This is a genomic window from Microbulbifer litoralis (assembly GCF_023634065.1).
GTDB lineage: Bacteria > Pseudomonadota > Gammaproteobacteria > Pseudomonadales > Cellvibrionaceae > Microbulbifer > Microbulbifer litoralis.
Map to the genome: position 1 here is coordinate 194063 of NZ_JALKCV010000008.1, position 20692 is coordinate 214754.

The 20692-nt window shown below is 62.7% G+C and carries 18 protein-coding genes; 15 read left to right on the forward strand and 3 right to left on the reverse strand.

The window, feature by feature from the left end:
- Positions 1–17 precede the first annotated feature (17 nt).
- From dapC to map, 3 genes are all read right to left on the reverse strand, one after another.
- On the reverse strand, positions 18–1190 hold the full coding sequence (gene dapC / locus MWN76_RS13665) for a succinyldiaminopimelate transaminase (protein ID WP_250462014.1): 1173 nt from the start codon (positions 1188–1190) through the stop codon (positions 18–20).
- Positions 1191–1273: 83 nt separating this feature from the next.
- Complete coding sequence (locus tag MWN76_RS13670; RefSeq protein ID WP_250462016.1) at positions 1274–3976, reverse strand: [protein-PII] uridylyltransferase; 2703 nt, start codon at positions 3974–3976, stop codon at positions 1274–1276.
- 126 nt (positions 3977–4102) lie between these two features.
- The gene (gene map / locus MWN76_RS13675) at positions 4103–4873 is read right to left on the reverse strand and encodes a type I methionyl aminopeptidase (protein ID WP_250462018.1); all 771 of its coding nucleotides are present in this window, start codon (positions 4871–4873) and stop codon (positions 4103–4105) included.
- Between the two features lie 326 nt (positions 4874–5199).
- On the opposite strand from map, the gene rpsB reads away from it, so the two are divergent.
- The 15 genes from rpsB to rnhB all read left to right on the forward strand — a co-directional run bounded on the left by rpsB (position 5200) and on the right by rnhB (position 20526).
- Positions 5200–5946 (forward strand): 30S ribosomal protein S2, encoded by a 747-nt coding sequence (rpsB, locus tag MWN76_RS13680; protein WP_250462019.1) that lies wholly within the window; start codon positions 5200–5202, stop codon positions 5944–5946.
- A 121-nt stretch (positions 5947–6067) separates the two neighbouring features.
- On the forward strand, positions 6068–6931 hold the full coding sequence (gene tsf / locus MWN76_RS13685; RefSeq protein WP_250462021.1) for a translation elongation factor Ts: 864 nt from the start codon (positions 6068–6070) through the stop codon (positions 6929–6931).
- Positions 6932–7088: 157 nt separating this feature from the next.
- On the forward strand, positions 7089–7826 hold the full coding sequence (gene pyrH / locus MWN76_RS13690) for a UMP kinase (protein ID WP_250462023.1): 738 nt from the start codon (positions 7089–7091) through the stop codon (positions 7824–7826).
- Positions 7823–8380: a ribosome recycling factor gene (gene frr, locus MWN76_RS13695; protein WP_250462024.1), complete on the forward strand. Its 558-nt coding sequence runs from the start codon at positions 7823–7825 to the stop codon at positions 8378–8380. Before pyrH ends, frr begins: the two co-directional genes overlap by 4 nt.
- Entirely contained in the window at positions 8380–9141 is a 762-nt protein-coding gene (gene uppS, locus MWN76_RS13700) for a polyprenyl diphosphate synthase (protein WP_250462025.1), read from the forward strand. Before frr ends, uppS begins: the two co-directional genes overlap by 1 nt.
- A gap of 121 nt (positions 9142–9262) precedes the next feature.
- Positions 9263–10108 carry a phosphatidate cytidylyltransferase gene (locus MWN76_RS13705; RefSeq protein ID WP_250462026.1) on the forward strand — a complete coding sequence of 282 codons (846 nt, stop codon included), beginning with the start codon at positions 9263–9265 and terminating at the stop codon, positions 10106–10108.
- Between the two features lie 60 nt (positions 10109–10168).
- On the forward strand, positions 10169–11404 hold the full coding sequence (ispC, locus tag MWN76_RS13710) for a 1-deoxy-D-xylulose-5-phosphate reductoisomerase (protein ID WP_250462028.1): 1236 nt from the start codon (positions 10169–10171) through the stop codon (positions 11402–11404).
- Positions 11405–11410: 6 nt separating this feature from the next.
- A complete protein-coding gene (gene rseP, locus MWN76_RS13715; protein WP_250462030.1) occupies positions 11411–12766 on the forward strand; it encodes an RIP metalloprotease RseP in 1356 nt (451 codons plus the stop codon).
- Between the two features lie 88 nt (positions 12767–12854).
- On the forward strand, positions 12855–15464 hold the full coding sequence (bamA, locus tag MWN76_RS13720; RefSeq protein WP_250462031.1) for an outer membrane protein assembly factor BamA: 2610 nt from the start codon (positions 12855–12857) through the stop codon (positions 15462–15464).
- Positions 15465–15540: 76 nt separating this feature from the next.
- On the forward strand, positions 15541–16056 hold the full coding sequence (locus MWN76_RS13725; protein WP_250462033.1) for an OmpH/Skp family outer membrane protein: 516 nt from the start codon (positions 15541–15543) through the stop codon (positions 16054–16056).
- Positions 16057–16077: 21 nt separating this feature from the next.
- Entirely contained in the window at positions 16078–17142 is a 1065-nt protein-coding gene (gene lpxD, locus MWN76_RS13730) for a UDP-3-O-(3-hydroxymyristoyl)glucosamine N-acyltransferase (RefSeq protein ID WP_250462035.1), read from the forward strand.
- Between the two features lie 96 nt (positions 17143–17238).
- Positions 17239–17676, forward strand: coding sequence for a 3-hydroxyacyl-ACP dehydratase FabZ (fabZ, locus tag MWN76_RS13735; RefSeq protein ID WP_250462037.1), 438 nt, complete (start codon positions 17239–17241; stop codon positions 17674–17676).
- Positions 17677–17920: 244 nt separating this feature from the next.
- A complete protein-coding gene (gene lpxA, locus MWN76_RS13740; protein ID WP_250462038.1) occupies positions 17921–18700 on the forward strand; it encodes an acyl-ACP--UDP-N-acetylglucosamine O-acyltransferase in 780 nt (259 codons plus the stop codon).
- A gap of 57 nt (positions 18701–18757) precedes the next feature.
- Positions 18758–19912 (forward strand): lipid-A-disaccharide synthase, encoded by a 1155-nt coding sequence (gene lpxB, locus MWN76_RS13745; protein ID WP_250462039.1) that lies wholly within the window; start codon positions 18758–18760, stop codon positions 19910–19912.
- Positions 19909–20526 (forward strand): ribonuclease HII, encoded by a 618-nt coding sequence (rnhB, locus tag MWN76_RS13750; RefSeq protein ID WP_250462041.1) that lies wholly within the window; start codon positions 19909–19911, stop codon positions 20524–20526. Before lpxB ends, rnhB begins: the two co-directional genes overlap by 4 nt.
- Positions 20527–20692: the final 166 nt, after the last annotated feature.

Here is a 20692-nt window from a genome sequence, read left to right on the forward strand (position 1 = left end):
TCGCCTGCAACAGGTTGCTACCTGCAGAATTCCCTGATGCGTTTCGCTGCTTCGACGCATTCCTGCTGCGTCGCCACCAGCGCCATGCGCACGTATTCGCTGCCGGGGTTGATTCCCTCCGCGTCGCGGGCCAGGAAGCCGCCAGGCAGCACGGTGATATGCTGCTGCCGGAAGAGCTCGCGCGCGAAAGTTTCGCCGTCGCCCACCCGCGGCCACAGGTAGAAGCTCGCCTGTGGCTGCCTGACGTCCAGGCAGCCGTCCAGAATATCCAGCACCGCGGCAAACTTGTCGCGATAGAGCGCGCGATTATGCCGCACATGCTGTTCGTTCTGCCACGCGGCGACGGAGGCAAACTGGCTCGGCACCGGCATGGCGCAGCCGTGGTAGGTGCGGTAGAGCAGGAATTTTTCCAGTATCTGCGCGTCGCCGGCGACAAAGCCGGAGCGCAGCCCGGGCAGGTTGGAGCGCTTCGACAGGCTGTGGAACACCACGCAGCGGCGGTAGTCGCCGCGGCCGAGTTCCTCGCAGGCCTGCAGCAGGCCCGGTGGTGGATTCTGCTCGTCGAAGTAGAGTTCCGAGTAGCACTCGTCGGAGGCGATGGTGAAGTCGTAGCGGTCCGCCAGTGCGATCAGCGCCTTCAGGTCCTCTGTTTCCAGCAGGGCACCGGTGGGGTTGCCGGGTGTACAGATATAGAGCAGTTCACAGTCGCGCCAGGCGGATTCCGGCACTGAATCGAAATCCGGTTTGAATCCGGTGTCGGCGCTGCAGTTGATAAAGTGCGGGATTCCGCCGGCGAGCAGCGCGGCGCCTTCGTAGATCTGGTAGAAGGGATTGGGCATCAGGACCCTGGCGCCCGGCGACACCACCGCCTGGGCGAAGGCGAACAGGGCCTCGCGGGTGCCGTTGACCGGCAGTACCTGGCTGTCGGCACAGACGGCATCGAGCCGGAAGCGTTCGCACAGCCAGCGGGCGATGGCCTCGCGCAGCGGATCGATGCCTTTGGTAGCCGGGTAGCTGGCCAGTCGGCCCAGGTTGTCGATCAGTTCGTCGCGGACGAAATCCGGCGGCGCGTGCTTGGGTTCGCCGATGGACAGCGCGATATGGGGTTTGTCCGCCGGTTCCAGGCCCTCTTTCAGGGCCGCCAGTTTGGTGAACGGGTAGGGCTGCAGTTTTTCGATATTTGGATTCATTGTCGATTATTGTTCCCGTTGTTCTGCGCTTTCACTCTGGGCCGGTTCAGGCGATACGCTCGCAGCCGAGTCCTGAGTCCCGGTTATTGAATCGCATCCAGTTCCCGGCAGATGGCCTTTTCCAACTCGCGATTGGCGGTCTCGTCCAGCAATGGCTCTCCGGCGGCGTCGGTGATATGGAAGATATCCTCGACCCGCTCGCCCAGGGTGGAGATCTTGGCGTTGTGCAGGCGCAGGTCGTGGTCGACGAAGATGCGCGCTATCTGTGCCAGCAGGCCGGGGCGGTCGGCACAGGTGATTTCGAGTGTACTGTAGAGGTCGCCGGGGTCGGTGGTGAGGTGGGCCCCCGCTTCCAGTTCGAACATCTTCAGGCGCCGGGGTGTGCGCCGCTTGATCACCTTGGAGTAGTCCTCCACCAGGGCCAGCTCTTCCTGCAATGTGTTGCGGATCTGTTCCAGGCGGCGCGGTTCGTCCAGCAGTGGTTGGCCGGACTCGTCCAGTACGTAGAAGGTGTCCAGTGTATAGCCGGAGGCGGAGTTGTACAGGCGCGCGTCGTGGATGTTCAGGTTGAGCATGTCGAGGCCGGTGACCACGGCGGCGAAGACGTTGGCGCGGTCCGGGGTATAGACGAACACTTCGGTCGCACCGTCGTGTTCGCCGGGACCGGAGTTGCGGGTCAGCACCAGGGTGTCACCGGGCTTGCCTTTCTCATTGGCGGCGTGCAGCTGGTGGATGGCGGCGGTGTGCCAGGTGATATTGTCGGCGCTCTCGCGCACGAAGTAATCCTCGCCCATCTGCGCCCAGATATTGTCTACCGACGCCGGCGGCAGGCCCATGGCACGCAGCATATTGTGCGCCTGGCCGCGGGTCTCCTCGATGATCTCGTCGCGATCGATCGGGTTTTCCAGGCCGCGTCGCAGGGCGCGGCGGGTGGCCTGGTAGAGCTGGCGCATCAGGCTGGCGCGCCAGCTGTTCCAGAGGTCCGGGTTGGTGGCATTGATGTCGGCCACGGTCAGTGCATAGAGGTAATCCAGGTGTTCGCGGTCGCCCATGGTGCGGGCGAATTCGTGGACCACTTCCGGGTCGGAGATATCCTGTTTCTGCGACACCTGGCTCATCAGCAGGTGTCTTTCCACCAGCCAGCAGACCAGCCGGCGATCGCGGGAGGGAATATTGTGGCGGCGGCAGAAAGCATCGGCGTCGACGACACCCAGTTTGGAGTGGTCGCCGCCGCGCCCCTTGGCGATATCGTGATAGAGGCCGGCGATGTACAGCAGTTCCGGCTTGCGCAGGCGCGACAGGATTTCCGCGGCGATGGGATGTACCTGCCAGGCTTCGGGGCCGCGGAAGCTGCGCATATTGCGCACCACCTGTAGCGTGTGGGCATCGACGGTATAGATGTGGAATAGGTCGTGCTGCATCTGGCCGGTAACGCGGCCGAATTCCGGCAGGTAGCGGCCGAGGATGCCGTAGCGGGTCATGCGCGACAGCTGTGTGGACAGGCCGCGCGGCGAGCGCAGCAGTTGCATGAACAGTTCGGCGTTGCGCGGGTCGGCCCGGAAGTCGTCGTCGATCAGGTGGCGGTGCTCGCGGATCAGGCGGATGGTGGAGGCGCGCACGCCCTCGATATTGGGGTTTTCCGCCATCAATACGAAGATTTCCAGCAGCGCCGACGGCTGCTCGAGGAATACCTTGGTCTGGGTGATTTCGATGGTATCGTCGCGCAGTTGGAAGCGCTCGTTGATCGGTGTCACTTCCTGGTGCTTGCCGCGGTGCAGGATGGCCTCGTCGAGGAATTGCAGCAGCACGTCGTTCAGCTCCCGCAGCGCCATGACGATGCGGTAATAGTTGTGCATGAACTGTTCGACCGCGAGCTGCTCGCCGCTGTCCACGTAGCCGAACTTCTTCGCCAGTTCGCGCTGGTAGTCGAACAGCAGGCGCTCCTCGGCGCGACCCGCCAGCAGGTGCAGGCCGAAGCGCACCCGCCACAGGAAGTCCTCGCCGGACTGCAGGATGGCGAACTCCTCCTCGGTAAAGAAGCCCTTGCCCTGTAGTTGCTTCAGGGTGCGCACACGGAAGTAGCGCTTGGCGACCCAGGAGATGGTCTGGATATCGCGCAGGCCGCCGGGGGCGTTCTTGATATTGGGTTCCAGATTGTATTCGGCCGCCTGCTGTTTGCTGTGGCGCTCGCGTTGCTCGGCGTACTTGGCGCTGAAGAATTCGTCCGCGGGCCAGATTCTGTCCGGGCTCATGCGCTCGTTCAAGCGGGCGCGGAGGTGGTCGCCGCCGACCACGGTGCGGCACTCCATCAGGTTGGTGGCCACGGTGATGTCCTCCGCCGCCAGCGCCACGCAGTGATCGATGGTGCGCACCGAGTGGCCGATATCCAGGCCCAGGTCCCAGAGGAAAGCGACCAGGCGTTCGATACTGTCGACCGTGCCGGGCGCCGCGCCGTCGGTCAGGATCAGCAGGTCGATATCGGAGTGGGGGTGCAGTTCGCCGCGACCGTAGCCGCCCACTGCCAGCAAACTGATATTGTCCGGCCACTGGTACTGGTGCCAGGCATAGTGCAGCAGGCAGTCGACAAACAGGGCGCGCTCGTGGACCAGGGTGCGCACATCCTCGCCCTCGCGAAAGCGCTCCGCCATCTGGCGCTCGGCGCCGCCGGCGGCATCCTTGAAAATCTCCAGTGCCGGTTTTTCGCCCTGCTCCAGCGCGCGGCGAAAGCGGGCCTGGTCGAAGAAGAAGAGGGGGCGTTCGAAGTAGGGGATACTGGCCGGCTGCATTGTTTGTCCGCTTGAGGTGTCGTTGGTGCCTGTAAGCAAGTCCGTGGCGGCCCTGCTGCCGGGCCTTCGCATTGAGCATTGGTATTCTTTCGAGCCCGGACTGTAGAGTGTGCCGAGTCCCGAGTCCTAAAAACTTTCCTCGCCGCGCGCCGTCAGCACTTCCACGCCGTCGGCCGTCACCACCATGGTGTGTTCCCACTGCGCTGACAGGCGGCGGTCCTTGGTGACCGCGGTCCAGCCGTCGCCAAGTACGCGGGTGGCGGCCTTGCCGGCGTTGATCATCGGTTCGATGGTGAAGGTCATGCCTTCCTCCAGCGCCAGGCCGGTGCCGGGCTTGCCGTAATGCAGCACCTGTGGCTCCTCGTGGAAGACGTCGCCGATGCCGTGGCCGCAGAAGTCGCGCACCACCGAGTAGTAGTTTTTCTCGGCGTGCTGCTGGATTGCGTGGCCGATATCGCCCAGTGTGGTACCCGGGCGGACAATCTCGATACCTTTATAGAGACACTCCTGGGTGATCCGCACCAGGCGCTCGGCGTGGGGCGCGGCTTTGCCGACAAAGTACATTTTGCTGGTGTCGCCGTACCAGCCGTCCTTGATCACGGTGACGTCGATATTGAGGATGTCGCCCTTCTTCAGGATCTTGCTCTCCGACGGGATGCCGTGACAGACCACCTCGTTGACCGAGGTGCAGATGGACTTGGGGAAGCCCCGGTAGCCGAGGCAGGCGGGAATGGCTTCCTGGACGTTGACTATATGGTCGTGGCAGCGCTGGTCCAGCTCTTCGGTGGAGACGCCCGGAACCACGTATTCGCCTATCATTTCCAGTACTTCCGCGGCCAGGCGGCCGGCGGTGCGCATTTTGGCGATCTGTTCCGGTGTCTTGATGGCTGAAGTCATGGATACCCCTGGGTTGTATGGTGCCTGTATCGTCGTTCGGTGGCGGATGTGACCGCGTGGCGCGCTATTGTAGCGGATTGTGGCGGGTTAGTGGTGGCTTGCGCACAGCTGGTGACCAGGCTGCCGCTTCGGTTCATATGCTGCAATGCGCTGGCCTCCCGACGCTCGTTGTGGTATAAAGCGCGCCGCTTCGGGATGCTCCCGGAGCGAAATCAACGCCGCACACGTGTCGGCACATGCGCCTGGGTGCTCTGTTCTCCAATATTGGGGCGGGGTTGGTGCATGGGATGCGTGGAGGACCAACCCGTAAAATTGAGGTTTTACTTATGCCGCAAGTCAGCATGCGCGATATGCTGCAGGCTGGTGTGCACTTTGGCCACCAGACCCGCTATTGGAACCCGAAGATGGACGAGTACATCTTTGGCGCCCGCAACAAGATTCACATCGTCAACCTTGAGAAAACTGTTCCGGCTTTCAATGAAGCCCTGCAGGTGATCAAGGGGATGGCCGCACAGAAGAAGAAAATCCTGTTTGTCGGCACCAAGCGCGCCGCCCAGAAATCCATCAAGGAGCAGGCGGAACGCGCTGGCCAGCCCTACGTCAGCAACCGCTGGCTGGGTGGCATGCTCACCAACTACAAGACCATCCGCGCTTCCATCAAGCGCTACCGCGACCTGGAAGCCCAGTCCCAGGACGGTACCTTCGACAAGCTGACCAAGAAAGAAGCGCTGATGCGTACCCGCACCATGGACAAGCTCGAGCGTTCCATCGGTGGTATCAAGGATATGGGCGGCCTGCCCGACGCGCTGTTCGTGATCGACGTCGAACACGAGCGTATCGCCATCCAGGAAGCCAACAAGCTGGGTATCCCGGTGATCGGCGTGGTGGATACCAACAGTGACCCGGCGGGTATCGACTATGTTATCCCCGGCAACGACGACGCCATCCGTGCGATCAAGCTGTACACCACCGCCGTGGCGGACGCCGTGGCGGCGGGCGCTGCAGAGGCCGGTGCCGGCGGCGCGAAGAGCGAGTACGTCGAAGCGAGCGACGACGAGGCCGCTGCCGAGTAAGCGGCAGGGCACAGTGGTGTAACACGCAGCCGTTACACTGCGAACTCGAAAAGGGGCCCGGCTTATCGCCAGCCCCTTTTTTCTAATCATTATTCAGTGACAGAACCCCGAGGATTGAATCATGGCGATTACCGCGTCTATGGTAAAAGAACTGCGCGAGCGTACCGGCCTGCCGATGATGGAGTGCAAGAAGGCACTGACCGAGGCCGATGGCGATATCGAAAAAGCGATCGAGGACCTGCGCAAAGCCTCCGGCCTGAAAGCGGCCAAGAAAGCCGGCCGTACCGCCGCCGACGGCGTGGTTGCGGCAAAAGTGGCCGACGACGGTTCCTATGGCGTGCTGGTTGAAGTCAACTCCGAAACCGACTTTGTGGCCCGCGATGAAAACTTCCTGGCCTTTGTTTCCAAGGTGGTGGACAAGGCCTTCGCCGACCGCCAGAAAGATGTCGCCGCCCTGATGGAAGGCGATCTGGAAAACGCCCGCGAAGCGCTGGTCCAGAAAATCGGCGAGAACATCGGCGTACGTCGTATCGAGGTGCTGGAAGCGCCGGTCGTGGGTGCCTACGTACACTCCAACAACCGCCTGGCGGCGATCGTTGCCCTGACTGGTGGCAATGTGGAACTGGCCAGAGATGTGGCCATGCACGTGACCGCAGTCAACCCGCAGGTGAACAAGCCGGAAGATATGCCGGAAGAGGTGCTGGAGAAAGAGAAGGACATCATCAAGGCGCAGCCGGATATGGAAGGCAAGCCGGCCGAGATCGTCGAGAAGATGATGGGTGGCCGTATCAAGAAGTTCCTGAAGGAAAACAGCCTGGTGGAGCAGCCTTTCGTCAAGAACCCGGATGTCAGCGTCGGCAAACTGGTCAAGGACGCCGGTGCCGAGGTGGCTTCCTTTGTCCGCTTTGAAGTGGGCGAAGGCATCGAGAAAGAAGAGGTGGACTTCGCCGCGGAAGTGGCGGCCCAGGTCAAGTCCTCTTCCTGATCGCCTTTACAGTCGGGTGCCCCCGGGTGCCCGTTCGCAGTGGGGTGCCTTCGGTGGGTCCGGAACGGGCTGCATCGGGGCGCCCCTCTGTGTAAATGACCGAAATTGTTGTAATGTTCGGCGGCAAACCCTGCCCGTGCTAAAAGAGGACCGATGGATGCCCGGCGTCAAAGACCGTAAGTACAAGCGAATCCTGTTAAAGCTCAGCGGCGAAGAGCTGATGGGCGACCAGGGCTTTGGGATCAGCCCCAAGGTGCTGGACAAAATGGCCCTGGAAATCGGCCAGCTGGTGGGGATCGGTGTGCAGGTCGGCCTGGTGGTCGGCGGTGGCAACCTGTTTCGCGGCGCTGCACTGCACGCGGCGGGCCTCGACCGGGTCACCGGTGACCATATGGGGATGCTGGCCACAGTCATGAACGCGCTGGCCCTGCGCGATGCGCTGGAGCGTTCCAATATCTCCTCCCGGGTGATGTCCGCGATCCAGATGAGCGGCATCATCGACCACTACGACCGCCGCGCCGCAATCCGCCACCTGGAGCGGGGCGAGGTACTGATTTTTGCCGCCGGTACCGGCAACCCCTTCTTCACCACCGATTCCGCCGCCTGCCTGCGCGGTATCGAGATCGACGCGGAACTTGTACTGAAGGCGACGAAGGTGGATGGTGTCTACTCCGCCGACCCGGTGCTGGACCCGGATGCGACCCGCTACGAGCGCCTGACCTACGACGAAGTGCTGGACAAGAAGCTCGGGGTAATGGATTTAACCGCAATCTGCCTGTGCCGCGACAACAACCTGCCCGTGCGGGTTTTCCGCATGGACAAGGCCGGCGCGCTGCTCAATATCGTTGTGGGCGGCGAAGAGGGCACGTTAATCGAAGAGGAAGTGACACAGTGATCGAAGACATAAAAAAAGACGCAAAGGCGCGCATGGACAAGGCGCTGTCGGCGCTGGCCGGTAACTTCAACAAGATCCGCACCGGCCGCGCGCACCCGAGCATTCTCGACGGTATCCATGTCTCCTACTACGGCGCCGATGCGCCCCTGTCGCAGGTGGCCAACGTCAATGTCGAGGATGCGCGCACCCTGTCCGTGACCCCCTGGGAGAAAAGCCTGGTGCCGGATATCGAGAAGGCGATCATGAAGTCCGACCTGGGCTTGAACCCGAGCACTGCCGGTACCGTGATCCGCATCCCGATGCCGATGCTGACCGAGGAGACTCGCAAGAACTTCATCCGCCAGGCGCGGGGCGAGGCGGAGACGGCGCGGGTATCCATCCGCAACGCCCGACGCGATGCGCTGGCCGAGGTCAAGGCCCTGCTCAAGGAGAAGGAGATCTCCGAGGACGACGAGCGCCGCGCCGGAGACGAGATCCAGAAAATCACCGACAAGCATGTGGCGGATGTGGATCAGGCCCTGGCAGCCAAAGAAAAAGACCTGATGGAAATTTGATGTCTTCCAGTGGTTCCGCCGAAAAAGCGCAGACGCGCCCCGGCCCGCGCCACATCGCCATTATCATGGATGGCAACGGGCGCTGGGCCTCGCAGCGGGGTCTGCCACCCTCCGCCGGCCACAAGGCCGGTGTCGAGCGCATCCGCGACCTGATCGAAGCCTGCAAGGACCGGGGGGTGGAAGCCCTCACGCTGTTCGCGTTCTCCAGTGAAAACTGGCAGCGCCCGCCCAAGGAGGTGGAGCTGCTGATGAGCCTTTTCTATTCCTACCTGCGCAAAGAGGCCCAGCGCATGCGCGATGAAGGGGTGCGCCTGCGGGTAATGGGCCGGCGGGACCGGCTCCCGGCGCGCCTCACCCGCGCCATCGAGGAGGCTGAGGAGATCACCCGCGACGGCAGTCGCGGCAACCTGGTGATCGCGGCGGATTACGGCGGCCAGTGGGATATCGCGCTGGCGGCGCGCCGTATGGCCGAGGAGGTGGCCGCCGGGCAGAGGGCGCCGGAGTCCATCACCGAGCGCACGCTGGCGGACTATATCCAGCTGGCCGACCTGCCGCCGGTGGACCTGCTGATCCGCTCCAGCGGGGAGCAGCGCATCAGCAACTTTATTCTCTGGCAGGTGGCCTACAGCGAATTCTATTTTACCGACACCTTGTGGCCGGATTTTGACGTGCGGGCACTGGATGCGGCGATCGATGCCTATTGCGGCCGGGATCGCCGGTTCGGCGGCCGGGGGCAGGGCGGGCTGGCGGCACAGGCCTGAGCGCGCGGCTGTGGCCGAAAATTCCCTGTAACAACAATATCTTGTACTCTGCACCGATCCGGCGGCCCGGCGAAGCGGGCGGCGAAATAGAAACGGGAAGCAGACAGAAAAGGGTTCGACAGTGCTAAAACAAAGAATAATTACCGCGCTGGTATTGCTGGCCCTGTTTCTCGGGGCATTGTTCTTTCTGCCCATCAACTGGTTTTCTGCGGTCACGGTGGCGGTCATCCTGCTCGGTGGCTGGGAGTGGGCCAACCTCTCCAATCTCAACCGCGCGCTGCGCTTTGTATTTCTCGCCGCACTGGGCGCTGCGCTGATCGGCACGGCCCAGTATGTGTTCGCGATGGATTTTTCCGCCCCCGATACCTCGCGCGCGCGCCAGATCCTGGCGGTGGCCTGCGGCTGGTGGGCGCTGGCGTTTCTCTGGGTGCAGAGCTACCCGGCCAGCGCCATGCTGTGGGGCGGCCGCTGGGCCCGCGGCCTGATCGGCCTGCTGGTGCTGGCGCCGGCCTGGCTGGCGCTGGTGATCCTGCGCGGCCAGGAACACGGCGCCTGGCTGGTGCTGTTCGTGGTGGCGGTAGTGGTGGCGGCCGATGTGGGCGCCTATTTTGTCGGCCGCCGTTTCGGCCGGCACAAGCTGGCCCGCGAAGTGAGCCCCGGAAAATCCTGGGAGGGCTTTTTCGGCGGGCTGGCGGCCTGCCTGGTCCTGGCGCTGGGGGTTTCCTTCCTGTTGAAGCTGCCGCTCAAGAACACCGTACTTTTTTCGTTTGGCGTGCTGGTAACCGCCCTGGCGTCGGTGATCGGCGACCTGGTGGAGAGCATGTTCAAGCGCCACCGGGGCATCAAGGACAGCAGTCGCATACTGCCGGGCCACGGCGGGGTCCTGGACCGGCTGGACAGCCTCACCGCGGCGCTGCCGGTGTTTACCATGGCGGCGCTGGCCAGCGAACTGCCCAAGTACCTGTAATGAAAGAAGTGTCCGCCAACTCCCGTCGCAGCGACAGGCCCGAGAGGTATTGACGAGCCTATGCAATCCCCGCAAAGACAGGCCGTGAGCATACTGGGCTCCACCGGCTCCATCGGCGTCAGTACCCTGGATGTGCTGGCGCGCCACCCGCAGCGCTATTCGATCTACGCGCTCACTGCGCGTGAGCGTGTCGGCGAGCTGGCACAGCAGTGTCGCCGTTTTTCCCCCCGTTTCGCCGTCGTGGCGGGCGAGGAGCGGGCGGCCGAGCTCGGGGAGTTGCTGGCCGGGGAAGACCTGCCTACGGAGATCCTCTGGGGTGTGGACGGGCTCTGTCGCGTGGCCGCGGATCCGGCTGTGGATACGGTGATGGCGGCCATCGTCGGCGCCGCCGGCCTGCGCCCGACACTGGCGGCGGTGGAGGCCGGCAAAAAAGTGCTGTTGGCCAACAAGGAGTCCCTGGTGATGGCCGGGCCGCTCTTCGTGCGCGCCCTGGCCGCCAGCGGCGCCAGCCTGCTGCCGATCGACAGCGAGCACAATGCCATCTTCCAGTGCCTGCCGCAGCCCGGTGGCCCCCGGCTTGGCGGGGGTTATGACCTGGAGGGGGGCGGCGTGGAGAAAATCCTGCTGACCGGTTCGGGCGGTCCTTTCAGGGCCCGCGATACCGGTGACCTGCACCGGGTGACGCCGGATGAGGCCTGCGCCCACCCCAACTGGTCCATGGGCCGCAAGATCTCGGTCGACTCCGCCACCATGATGAACAAGGGGCTGGAGTTTATCGAGGCCTGCCTGCTGTTCAATGCGCGCCCGGAACAGATCGAGGTGGTGGTGCACCCGCAGAGTATCGTCCACTCGATGGTGCAGTACCGCGATGGCTCGCTGCTGGCGCAGATGGGCAACCCGGATATGCGCACACCCATCGCCCACGCGCTGGCGTTCCCGGAGCGGATCGACAGCGGTGTAGCGGCACTGGACCTGATCGCCCAGGGGCGCCTGGACTTCGAGGCGCCGGATATGCGGCGTTTCCCCTGCCTGAGACTGGCCCGCGAGGCCATGGACGCCGGCGGCAGTGCGCCGACGTCGCTGAACGCCGCCAACGAAGTGGCGGTGGAGGCCTTCCTGGAAGGACGGCTGGCATTTACTAGTATTCCGGCTGTGATCGAGCGGGTCATGAAATCCGCACAGGCCGTTGAACTGACCGGGCTGGATGCAGTCGAAGCAGCGGATCGCAATGCGCGAGCGCTGGCGTTTGAAATACTGGGTGCCCTCCAGGGCCCGCCGGCAAGAGGCGAACTGTAAGCGAATATGGATCTTATTCAGACGGTAATATGGGCCCTGGTCGCCCTCGGCGTGCTGGTCAGCTTTCACGAGCTGGGCCACTTCCTGGTGGCGCGCGCCTGTGGCGTCAAGGTGCTGCGCTTCTCCGTCGGCTTCGGCCGCCGCCTGTTCTCGCGCTACGATCGCCGGGGCACCGAGTTCGCGATTTCCGCGATTCCCCTCGGCGGCTATGTGAAAATGCTCGACGAGCGCGAGGGCCCGGTGCCCAGCGACCAGTTGGACCAGGCCTTCAACCGCAAGAGTGTCTGGGCGCGGATGGCCATTGCCGCGGCCGGCCCGCTGGCCAATTTCCTGCTGGCGATCCTGTTTTTCTGGGTGGTGTTCCTGGGCGGCACATCCGGCCCGGTGCCGATCGTGAAATCGGTGGCGCCGGACTCCATCGTCGCCCGCGCCGGACTCGAACCGGAGCAGGAAATCATCTCTGTCGACGGCCAGCCGACTCCCACCTGGCAGGCGCTCAACTGGCGCCTGGCCAACCGCCTGGGCGATACCGGCACCATCCAGTTTTCCGTGCGCTACCCGGATTCCGATCTCGTCTACCAGATGGTGGCGGATATCGACCGCTGGCTGGCCGGGCAGGAGGTGCCGGATCCGGTGGCGGAGGCGGGCCTGGAACTGTGGACACCGCCGATCACCCTGACCCTGTCCCGGGTGACTCCGGACAGCCCGGCACAGCGGGCGGGCCTCCGGGCGGACGACCGGATTATCGCCACCGATGGCGAGCGCTTCGACAGCTGGAGCAGCTGGACTGAGTATGTCCGCAACCGGGCCGGCGAGCCCCTGCAGGTGGAAGTGGAGCGGGATGGCGAGCGCGAGTTGCTGCAGGTCACACCGGATCCGGTCACGCTGGACAGCGGGGAGAGAATCGGCCGTATCGGCGTGCTGCCGGTGGTGGAAAGTTGGCCGGAAGACCGCGTGCGCACCTTCCACTACGGGGTGCTCGGCGCCGTGAACAAGGGGCTGCAGGAGACCTGGGACAAGACCGTTTTTACCCTGCACAGCCTCAAGAAGCTGGTCTTCGGACAGCTGTCGACCAAGAACTTGAGCGGCCCTATCACCATTGCTAAAGTGGCCGGCACTTCAGCCGAGGCGGGCTGGCAGTCGTTTCTGTCGCTGCTGGCTCTGCTCAGTATCAGCCTCGGTGTCCTCAACTTGCTGCCGATTCCCGTCCTCGACGGTGGGCATCTCCTCTACTACGGTATCGAAGCGATCAAGGGATCGCCGGTATCGGAGCGGGTGCAGATGATCGGCTTGCAGGTGGGGATGGCCATGGTGCTCTGCATCATGGGCCTGGCGCTCTACAACGATATTCTGCGCCTGTAGGGCGGCCCCGGAAGGGGCGGGGGAGGGCAGCTGCGGCTTCCCTCCCGGTCAATTGGAATTGCGAATAAAGAACCTGGATAGACAGTAGATGAATCATTTTCTGAAAGCGGCCTCCCTCGGCCTGGCCCTGCCGATCACCGCGGTGGCGCAGTCGTTTGTAGTCAGCGATATCCGTGTTGAGGGCCTGCAGCGGGTGTCTGCCGGCACCGTGTTTGCGGCGCTGCCGGTGCGTGTGGGCGACCAGATCGAGCGCCTGGATATCCAGAGTGCCACCCGCGCGCTGTTTCGCACCGGTTATTTTCAGGATATCCAGATAGGTCGGGAAAACGGTGTGCTGGTGATTACCGTGCGCGAGCGCCCGGCGATCTCCAAGATCGAAATCACCGGCAACAAGGCCATCAAGACCGAGGACCTGCTCTCCGGTATGGAGGAGAACGGCCTCGCCGAAGGGCAGATTTTCAAGCGCGCCACGCTCGAGGGGCTGGCCCAGGAACTGCAGCGGCAGTATGTCGCCCAGGGCCGCTACGGGGCCAGTGTCAAAACCGAGGTGAAGGAGCTGCCGCGCAACCAGGTCGAGCTGAAAGTCGTCGTCGACGAGGGCTCGGTGGCCGCGATCAAGCATATCAATATCGTCGGCAACGAGGCTTTCTCCGACGAGGAACTGGCGGAGATTTTCGAGCTGCAGACCACCGGCTGGCTGTCCTGGTTGCGGAGCGACGACAAATACTCCCGCGAAAAGCTCACCGGCGACCTGGAGCGCCTGGAGTCCTATTACCTGGACCGCGGCTACCTGGAGTTCAAGATCGACTCGACCCAGGTGTCCCTGAGCCCGGACAAGCAGAGCGTTTTCATCACCGTCAATGTGACCGAGGGGGATGTCTACAAGGTCAGTGAAGTGGACCTGGCCGGCGACCCGGTCGTGCCCGAGGAAGAGATCAAGCGCCTGTTGCTGGTGCGCGAGGGGCAGACTTTCTCACAGGTGCTGATGACCACCACCTCCGACTACATCACCAAGCGCCTGGGCAATGAGGGGTACACCTTTGCCGAGGTCAACGGTATGCCCGAGCCCAACGAGGAAGACAAGACGGTGAAGGTCACCTTCTTTATCGACCCGGGCAAGCGCGCCTATGTGCGCCGAATCAATTTCCGCGGCAATACCCGCACCTCCGACGAAGTGCTGCGCCGCGAAATGCGCCAGATGGAATCTGCCTCTGCCTCTTCCGCGCGCATCGAGCAGTCCAAGGTGCGCCTGGAGCGCCTGGGGTATTTCAAGGAAGTGCAGGTCGAGACCACCGAAGTGCCGGGCACCTCCGACCAGATCGATGTGGAATACACGGTGGAGGAGCAGCCGTCGGGTACCATCGGCGGTACCATCGGTTACGCGCAGTCCAACGGCCTGGTGCTGGGTGCCAACGTGCAGGAGAACAACTGGCTGGGTACCGGCAAGTCGGTCGGCTTCGCGATCAATACCTCCCGCTACCAGCAGGTTGCCAATTTCTCCTACACCGATCCCTATTTCACACCGGACGGCGTAAGTCGCGGCTTCAATGTGTTCTACCAGGAGCGCGATTACTCCGAGATCAACCTGTCGGACTACAACACCACCCGCTATGGCGCCGGCCTGAGTTTCGGTTACCCGATTTCGGAAATTTCCCGGATCGGCCTGAACCTGGGTGTCAGTCATATGGAGCTCGGTGTGGGCTCGGCACCGGTCAAGGAAATCAAGGACAGCCCGGTGCCCATCAATGGTATCGATACGGTTATAACGCCGGAAGAGGCGAGTGAGGTGGCCGCGGCGATCAGCGATACCGACTCAGATGGCGAGGAGAAGTCGCCGGAGGAGATCAACCTGAGTATGCCGCTGGGCCCGTCCCTGCTGAATACGGATCTGGACGGTTTTGTCGATGAAAATGGCGATGTGTTCGATTCCTATACCGGCACCATTTCCTATGCCCGCTCGACACTGAACCGCGGTATTCTCGCGACCCGCGGCACTTCCCAGCGGCTGTCACTGGAGGTCGCCCTGCCCGGCGGTGACCTGGAATACTACAAGGCCGTTTTTACCGGCCAGTATTTCCGTCCGCTGACCGACAACCTGACACTGCGGCTGCGCACCCGCCTGGGCTACGCCGAGGGCTACGGTGAGACCTCGGAGTTGCCCTTCTTCGAGCACTTCTACGCCGGTGGCTTCGGCTCGGTGCGCGGTTTCGAGCGCAATACCCTGGGGCCGCGCTCCACGCGTCCGGAGCAATATGTCACCGGTTATTCCGCCTGGGAGGACGCCAACGGCGACGGCGTGGTGGAAGCCAGTGAGTTGACGCAATCCTATATAATCGACCCGGAAACGGGGCAGCTGCAGGTGCAGGCCCTCAGCAGCCGGGAGCCGGATCCGTTCGGCGGCAATATCCTGGTCGAGGGCAGTGCGGAGATCATTTTCCCGATTCCGTTCGTCAAGGACCAGCGCTCCATGCAGTCGGCGTTCTTCGTTGACGCGGGTAACGTTTTCGATACCAACTGTGGTAATTCACAGCTCAACTGCTACGATGTCGACCTCAATCACATCAATGTCTCCGCCGGTATCGGCCTGACCTGGATTACCGGCTTCGGGCCACTGACATTCAGCCTGGCCAAGGCATTGGAGAAAAACGACGAAGACGAAGTGGAAGTGTTCCAATTCTCACTGGGTAACAGTTTCTGATTCTAAAGCTGCGCAAAATAGCTGCTTGGGGTGATGTTGCCGCTAACGATAAATAAAGCAATATGGAGAATCCGACGTGCTTAAAAGTGTAAAAATTTTCGCAGTGCTGCTTGCTGGTATCCTGGCCTCCGGCGCCGCCATGGCCGAGACCAAGGTGGCGGTATTCAATCTGCAGGCTGCCATCATGAGCACCGAGGCCGCGAAGTCCAAGGTCAATGCACTGAAGACCAGCTCTGAATACTCCCAGCTGCAGAGCAGCGCCGAGTCCATCCGCGCCGAAGTGCAGAAACTGGCCGAGGACGCGCAGAAAAACTCGGTTACCTGGTCCGAAGAGCAGAAGGCCGAGCACCAGCGCAAGATGAATTTCAAGCGTTCCGATTTCGAAACCGCGGTGAAAAAGCTGCGCGCGATGGAACAGCAGGTGGGCCAGGATATCCAGAAATCCATGGCCCCCAAGGCCAAGTCTGCACTGGAAGCCATTATCAAGGAGCAGCAGCTCGACCTGGTCTTGGATGCCAACTCCGCATTCTACGCCGGTGATGGTGCCGACCTGACCGCAGCGGTGGTCAAGCGCATGAATGCCGACAAGTAAACTGCCGGCAGAAATTTCCCGATGACAGACAGACCGACGCTCGCCCAGCTGGCGCAACAGCTGGGCGCTGACCTGCGTCTCGCGCCCGGAGCGGATGCCGAACAGGTGCCCTCCGGGCTCAGTACGTTACAGGATGCCACTCCCGAGCAGGTCAGCTTTCTCGCCAGTGCCAACTATCGCCGTTTTCTCGCCGATACCAGGGCCTGTGCGGTCCTGGTCAGCGAAGACCTGGCCGCCGAGTGCCGGGTGTCGGCACTGGTTGTGGCGGATCCCTACCATGCCTTCGCCCGCGCGACAGCCGTCTACGACCGGACGCCCCGGCCCGAGCCCGGCGTTCACTCTTCCGCCGTGGTGCATCCGGATGCAGAGGTGGATCCCGGAGCCTGTATCGGTCCCGGTGCCGTGATAGAGGCCCGGGCGCAAATTGGCGCCGGTGTGATTGTCGGCGCCAACTGCATCGTGGGGGAGGGCAGCGTCATCGGTGCCGGCTCCCGCCTGCACCCGGGCGCAGTGATTTACCACGGTTGTTCTGTCGGTCGCGATTGCGTCATTCACAGCCAGGCGGTGATCGGTGCCGACGGCTTCGGCTTTGCGCCCCATGAGCGCAGCTGGACCAAGATTCACCAGTTGGGCGGTGTCGAGATTGGCGATGAAGTGGAAATCGGCGCTGTCACCTGTATCGATCGCGGAGCGCTGGGCGATACGGTCATCGGCCGTGGGGTCAAGATCGACAATCAGGTGCAGATCGCGCACAATGTGCAAATTGGTGACTACTCAGCCATCGCCGCCTGTTCCGCGGTAGCCGGCAGTGCCACCATCGGCAAGTACTGCACCCTCGCCGGCGGCGCCGGAGTGGTGGGGCATGTGACGGTAGCCGATGGCACCCATATCACTGCGAGAACGTTGGTGACCAAGTCTATCGATAGTGCCGGCTCCTACTCCAGCGGCACACCTTTCTCGGACAGTCGCAATTGGCGCCGCAACGCTGTGCGTTACGGCCAGCTGGACCAGATGGCGCGTCGCCTGAAGGCATTGGAGAAAGAGCTGGATACAATGCGGGCCGATCGGCAAGGGACGGAAGACTGAGCTGATCCGGCCAATCATATTTGGGTTTGTTGTTTTCGGGGCGTGCGTGCGCGGATGTGCATCGACGCCCCGAAGTGGTTTCTGGGGACTTTTGGAATGATGGACGTACGCGAAATTCGTCAATACCTGCCGCACCGCTATCCGTTTCTGCTGGTGGATCGGGTCGTGGAGCTGGAGAAAGGGAAATACATCAAGGGCTACAAGAATATCTCGGTCAATGAAGAGGTGTTCAACGGCCACTTCCCCGAGGCGCCCATTTTCCCCGGTGTCATGATTGTCGAGGCCATGGCCCAGGTATCCGGCATCCTCGGCTTCAAGACGCTGGGAAAAAAGCCGGAGGACGGTTTCCTCTACCTGTTTGCGGGCATCGACGATGTTCGCTTCAAGCGCCAGGTGATACCGGGCGACCGGCTGGAGCTGGAGTCGGAAGTCGTTTCCGAGCGCCGCGGCATCTGGAAATTTTCCTGCAGGGCCAGCGTCGACGGAGAACTGGCGGCAGCCGCCAATGTGCTGTGTGCAGTGAAGCAGGTTTGATTACAATCGCACTGTGACCGGTTCGGTTTCCTTGTTTTTGTTTGTTTTTTAGAATGTTCGGTTCAACACGAGACACTGTTGTGTCGTCGCCGGTCAGGCCGGCGGGAATGCCCGAACTGTTGGCAGGTATCTGCGCGGGCCGGTTGTTCACCGGTATTTCGTGGCGGCAACCGGGCGCTCGATCCGTCCGTATGCCGGGTTAAATTATCCGTATGCCGGTTAAATAAGAGGAGCAGGGCGCAGAATGCAGACGAACATCCACCCCACAGCCATTGTCGACGAGTCGGCAATTCTGGGTGCCGGGGTGCGTATTGGTCCCTATACCGTAGTGGGGCCAGGGGTGGAAATCGGGGACGGCTGCGAGATCGCGTCCCACGTGGTCCTGACCGGCCCCACGCGGCTGGGCAGGAACAACCGCATCTACCAGTTTGCCTCTGTCGGCCAGGACACCCCAGACAAAAAATACCAGGGGGAAGATACCACCCTGGTGATCGGTGACGACAACGTGATCCGCGAAGGGGTAACCATCCACCGCGGCACGGTACAGGATCGTGGCGAAACCACCATCGGTAACGACAACCTGATCATGGCCTACGCCCATGTCGGCCACGACAGTGTGATCCGCAATCACACCATCCTGGTCAACAATGTCGCGCTGGCCGGGCATGTGGAAGTGCGGGACTGGGCCATTCTCAGCGGCTTCAGTCTCGTACATCAGTACTGCACCATCGGTGAACACGCCTTTACCGGCATGGGCGCGGCGATCGGCAAGGATGTGCCAGCCTACGTGATGGTGGCCGGCAACCCGGCGGAAGCCAAGACCATCAATGCCGAGGGGCTGCGCCGCCGCGGCTTTACGCGCGAGCAGATAGCCGTGATCAATAAAGCCTACAAAATCGTCTACCGGCGGGGGCTGACCATGCAGGAGGCACTGGAGGCCCTGCTGGAGTTGCGCCAACAGTCGGAGGTGATCCAGCCCTGGATCGATTCCCTCGAGTCCTCCTCCCGCGGTATAACCCGCTGATTTCGAATCTGCCCCACTGACGCCCCGCCCGGGCCCGGCAAGAAAGGGATCCATTCCGTGACAGATTACGACAACCCCGTCCGTATCGGCATCGTCGCCGGAGAGGCGTCGGGGGATATTCTCGGCGCCGGCCTGATTGCCGCGCTGCAGGAGCGGATCCCGAACCTGCAGGTCGAGGGCATCGCCGGTCCGCGTATGCTCGGGCTGGGGGCTCAGTCGCTGTTCCCGATGGAGCGCCTGTCGGTGATGGGGCTGGTGGAACCGCTCAAGCGGTTGCCGGAACTGCTCAGGATCCGCCGCACGCTGCGCCGGCATTTTATCGACAACCCGCCGGACCTGTTCGTCGGAATCGACTCGCCGGATTTCAATCTCTCGCTCGAGGAATCCCTGAAAACCGCCGGCATCCCCACAGTGCACTATGTGAGCCCCTCGGTCTGGGCCTGGCGTCGCGGGCGCATCAAGAAAATTGCCCGCGCGGTGGACCATATGCTGACGCTGTTGCCGTTCGAGGCCGATTTCTACCGCGAGCACCAGGTGCCGGTAACTTTTGTCGGCCACCCACTCGCGGACGAAATTCCGCTGCAGGTGGATACCGCGGCGGCGCGTGAAGAGTTGGGGTTTGCCCCCGGCGGCAGGGTGGTGGCATTGCTGCCGGGCAGTCGCGGCGGTGAAGTGAAACTGCTTGGTCCGCTGTTCCTGCAGGCGGCGCGCTGGTGTCACCAGCGCCGCCCGGAACTCAGGTTTGTGCTGCCGGCGGCGAACGAGCAGCGACTGGCGGAACTGAAACAATTGCTCGAGAACTATGGCGATTTACCGGTGACACTGCTGGATGGCAATTCCCACGGCGCTGTGTCGGCCGCGGACAATGTGCTGATTGCCTCCGGCACCGCCACGCTCGAAACCATGTTGCTGAAAAAGCCGATGGTGGTGGCCTACAAGATGGCCGGCCTGTCCTACGCGATCTTTTCGCGCATGCTGCACACTTCCTGGGTGTCGTTGCCGAACCTGCTGGCGCAGCGCGAACTGGTACCCGAAATCCTGCAGGACGACGCCACACCGGAAAATCTCGGCGCGGCGCTGCTGCAGTTCTACGACGATCCGTTGCTGTACGATCAGTTGCAGCGGGAATTCGACGATCTGCACCAGCAGCTGCGTCGCAATGCCTCCGCGCGCGCGGCGGACGCCGTCTGTCAATTGATTGAAGCCCGATGAGTACAAAAAAAACATTGCCACCCTATGTCTGCCCCTACGGTGGAGAACTGCTCGCCGGCGTGGATGAGGTCGGTCGCGGCCCGCTCGCCGGCGATGTGGTCGCCGCGGCCGTGATCCTGGATCCGGCGAGGCCGGTCGAGGGGCTGGCGGACTCGAAAAAGCTGACCGAGAAAAAGCGCGAGGCGCTGTTCGACCTGATTCGTGAGCGGGCGCTAAGTTTTGCCGTCGCCCGCGCCACGGTGGCCGAAATCGACCGGCTCAATATCCTGCACGCAAGCCTGCTGGCGATGCGGCGCGCGGTCGAGCAGTTGCCCGTGCAGCCGGAGTTTGTGCTGGTGGATGGCAATCGCAAGCCGGACTGGCAGTACGCCTGCGATACGGTCGTCAAGGGCGACGGCCGCGTGGCCGCAATCGGTGCGGCATCGATCCTGGCCAAGGTGACGCGGGACCGGGAAATGGTGGAGTTGGACCGGCAGTATCCGGGCTACGGCCTGGCCGGGCACAAGGGCTACCCGACCAAAGCGCATATGCAGGCATTGGAAACGCTGGGGGCCAGTCCCATTCACCGACAGAGTTTTGCGCCGGTCAGGCGGTTGTCGATGGAATTCGGCTGAGCGGTAGGGTGCGCTGTGCGCACCGGCTGCTGCCGGATTCTCCACGAGACGGGTGTCGTTCAGTGCGCGCGGCGCGCCTTACGCCTACTCCGAACCCCGCCGATCCATTTTCTTCACCCGCGCCCGCGTAATCATCTTGTCCGAGACCGCCTCGATCTCCACCCGA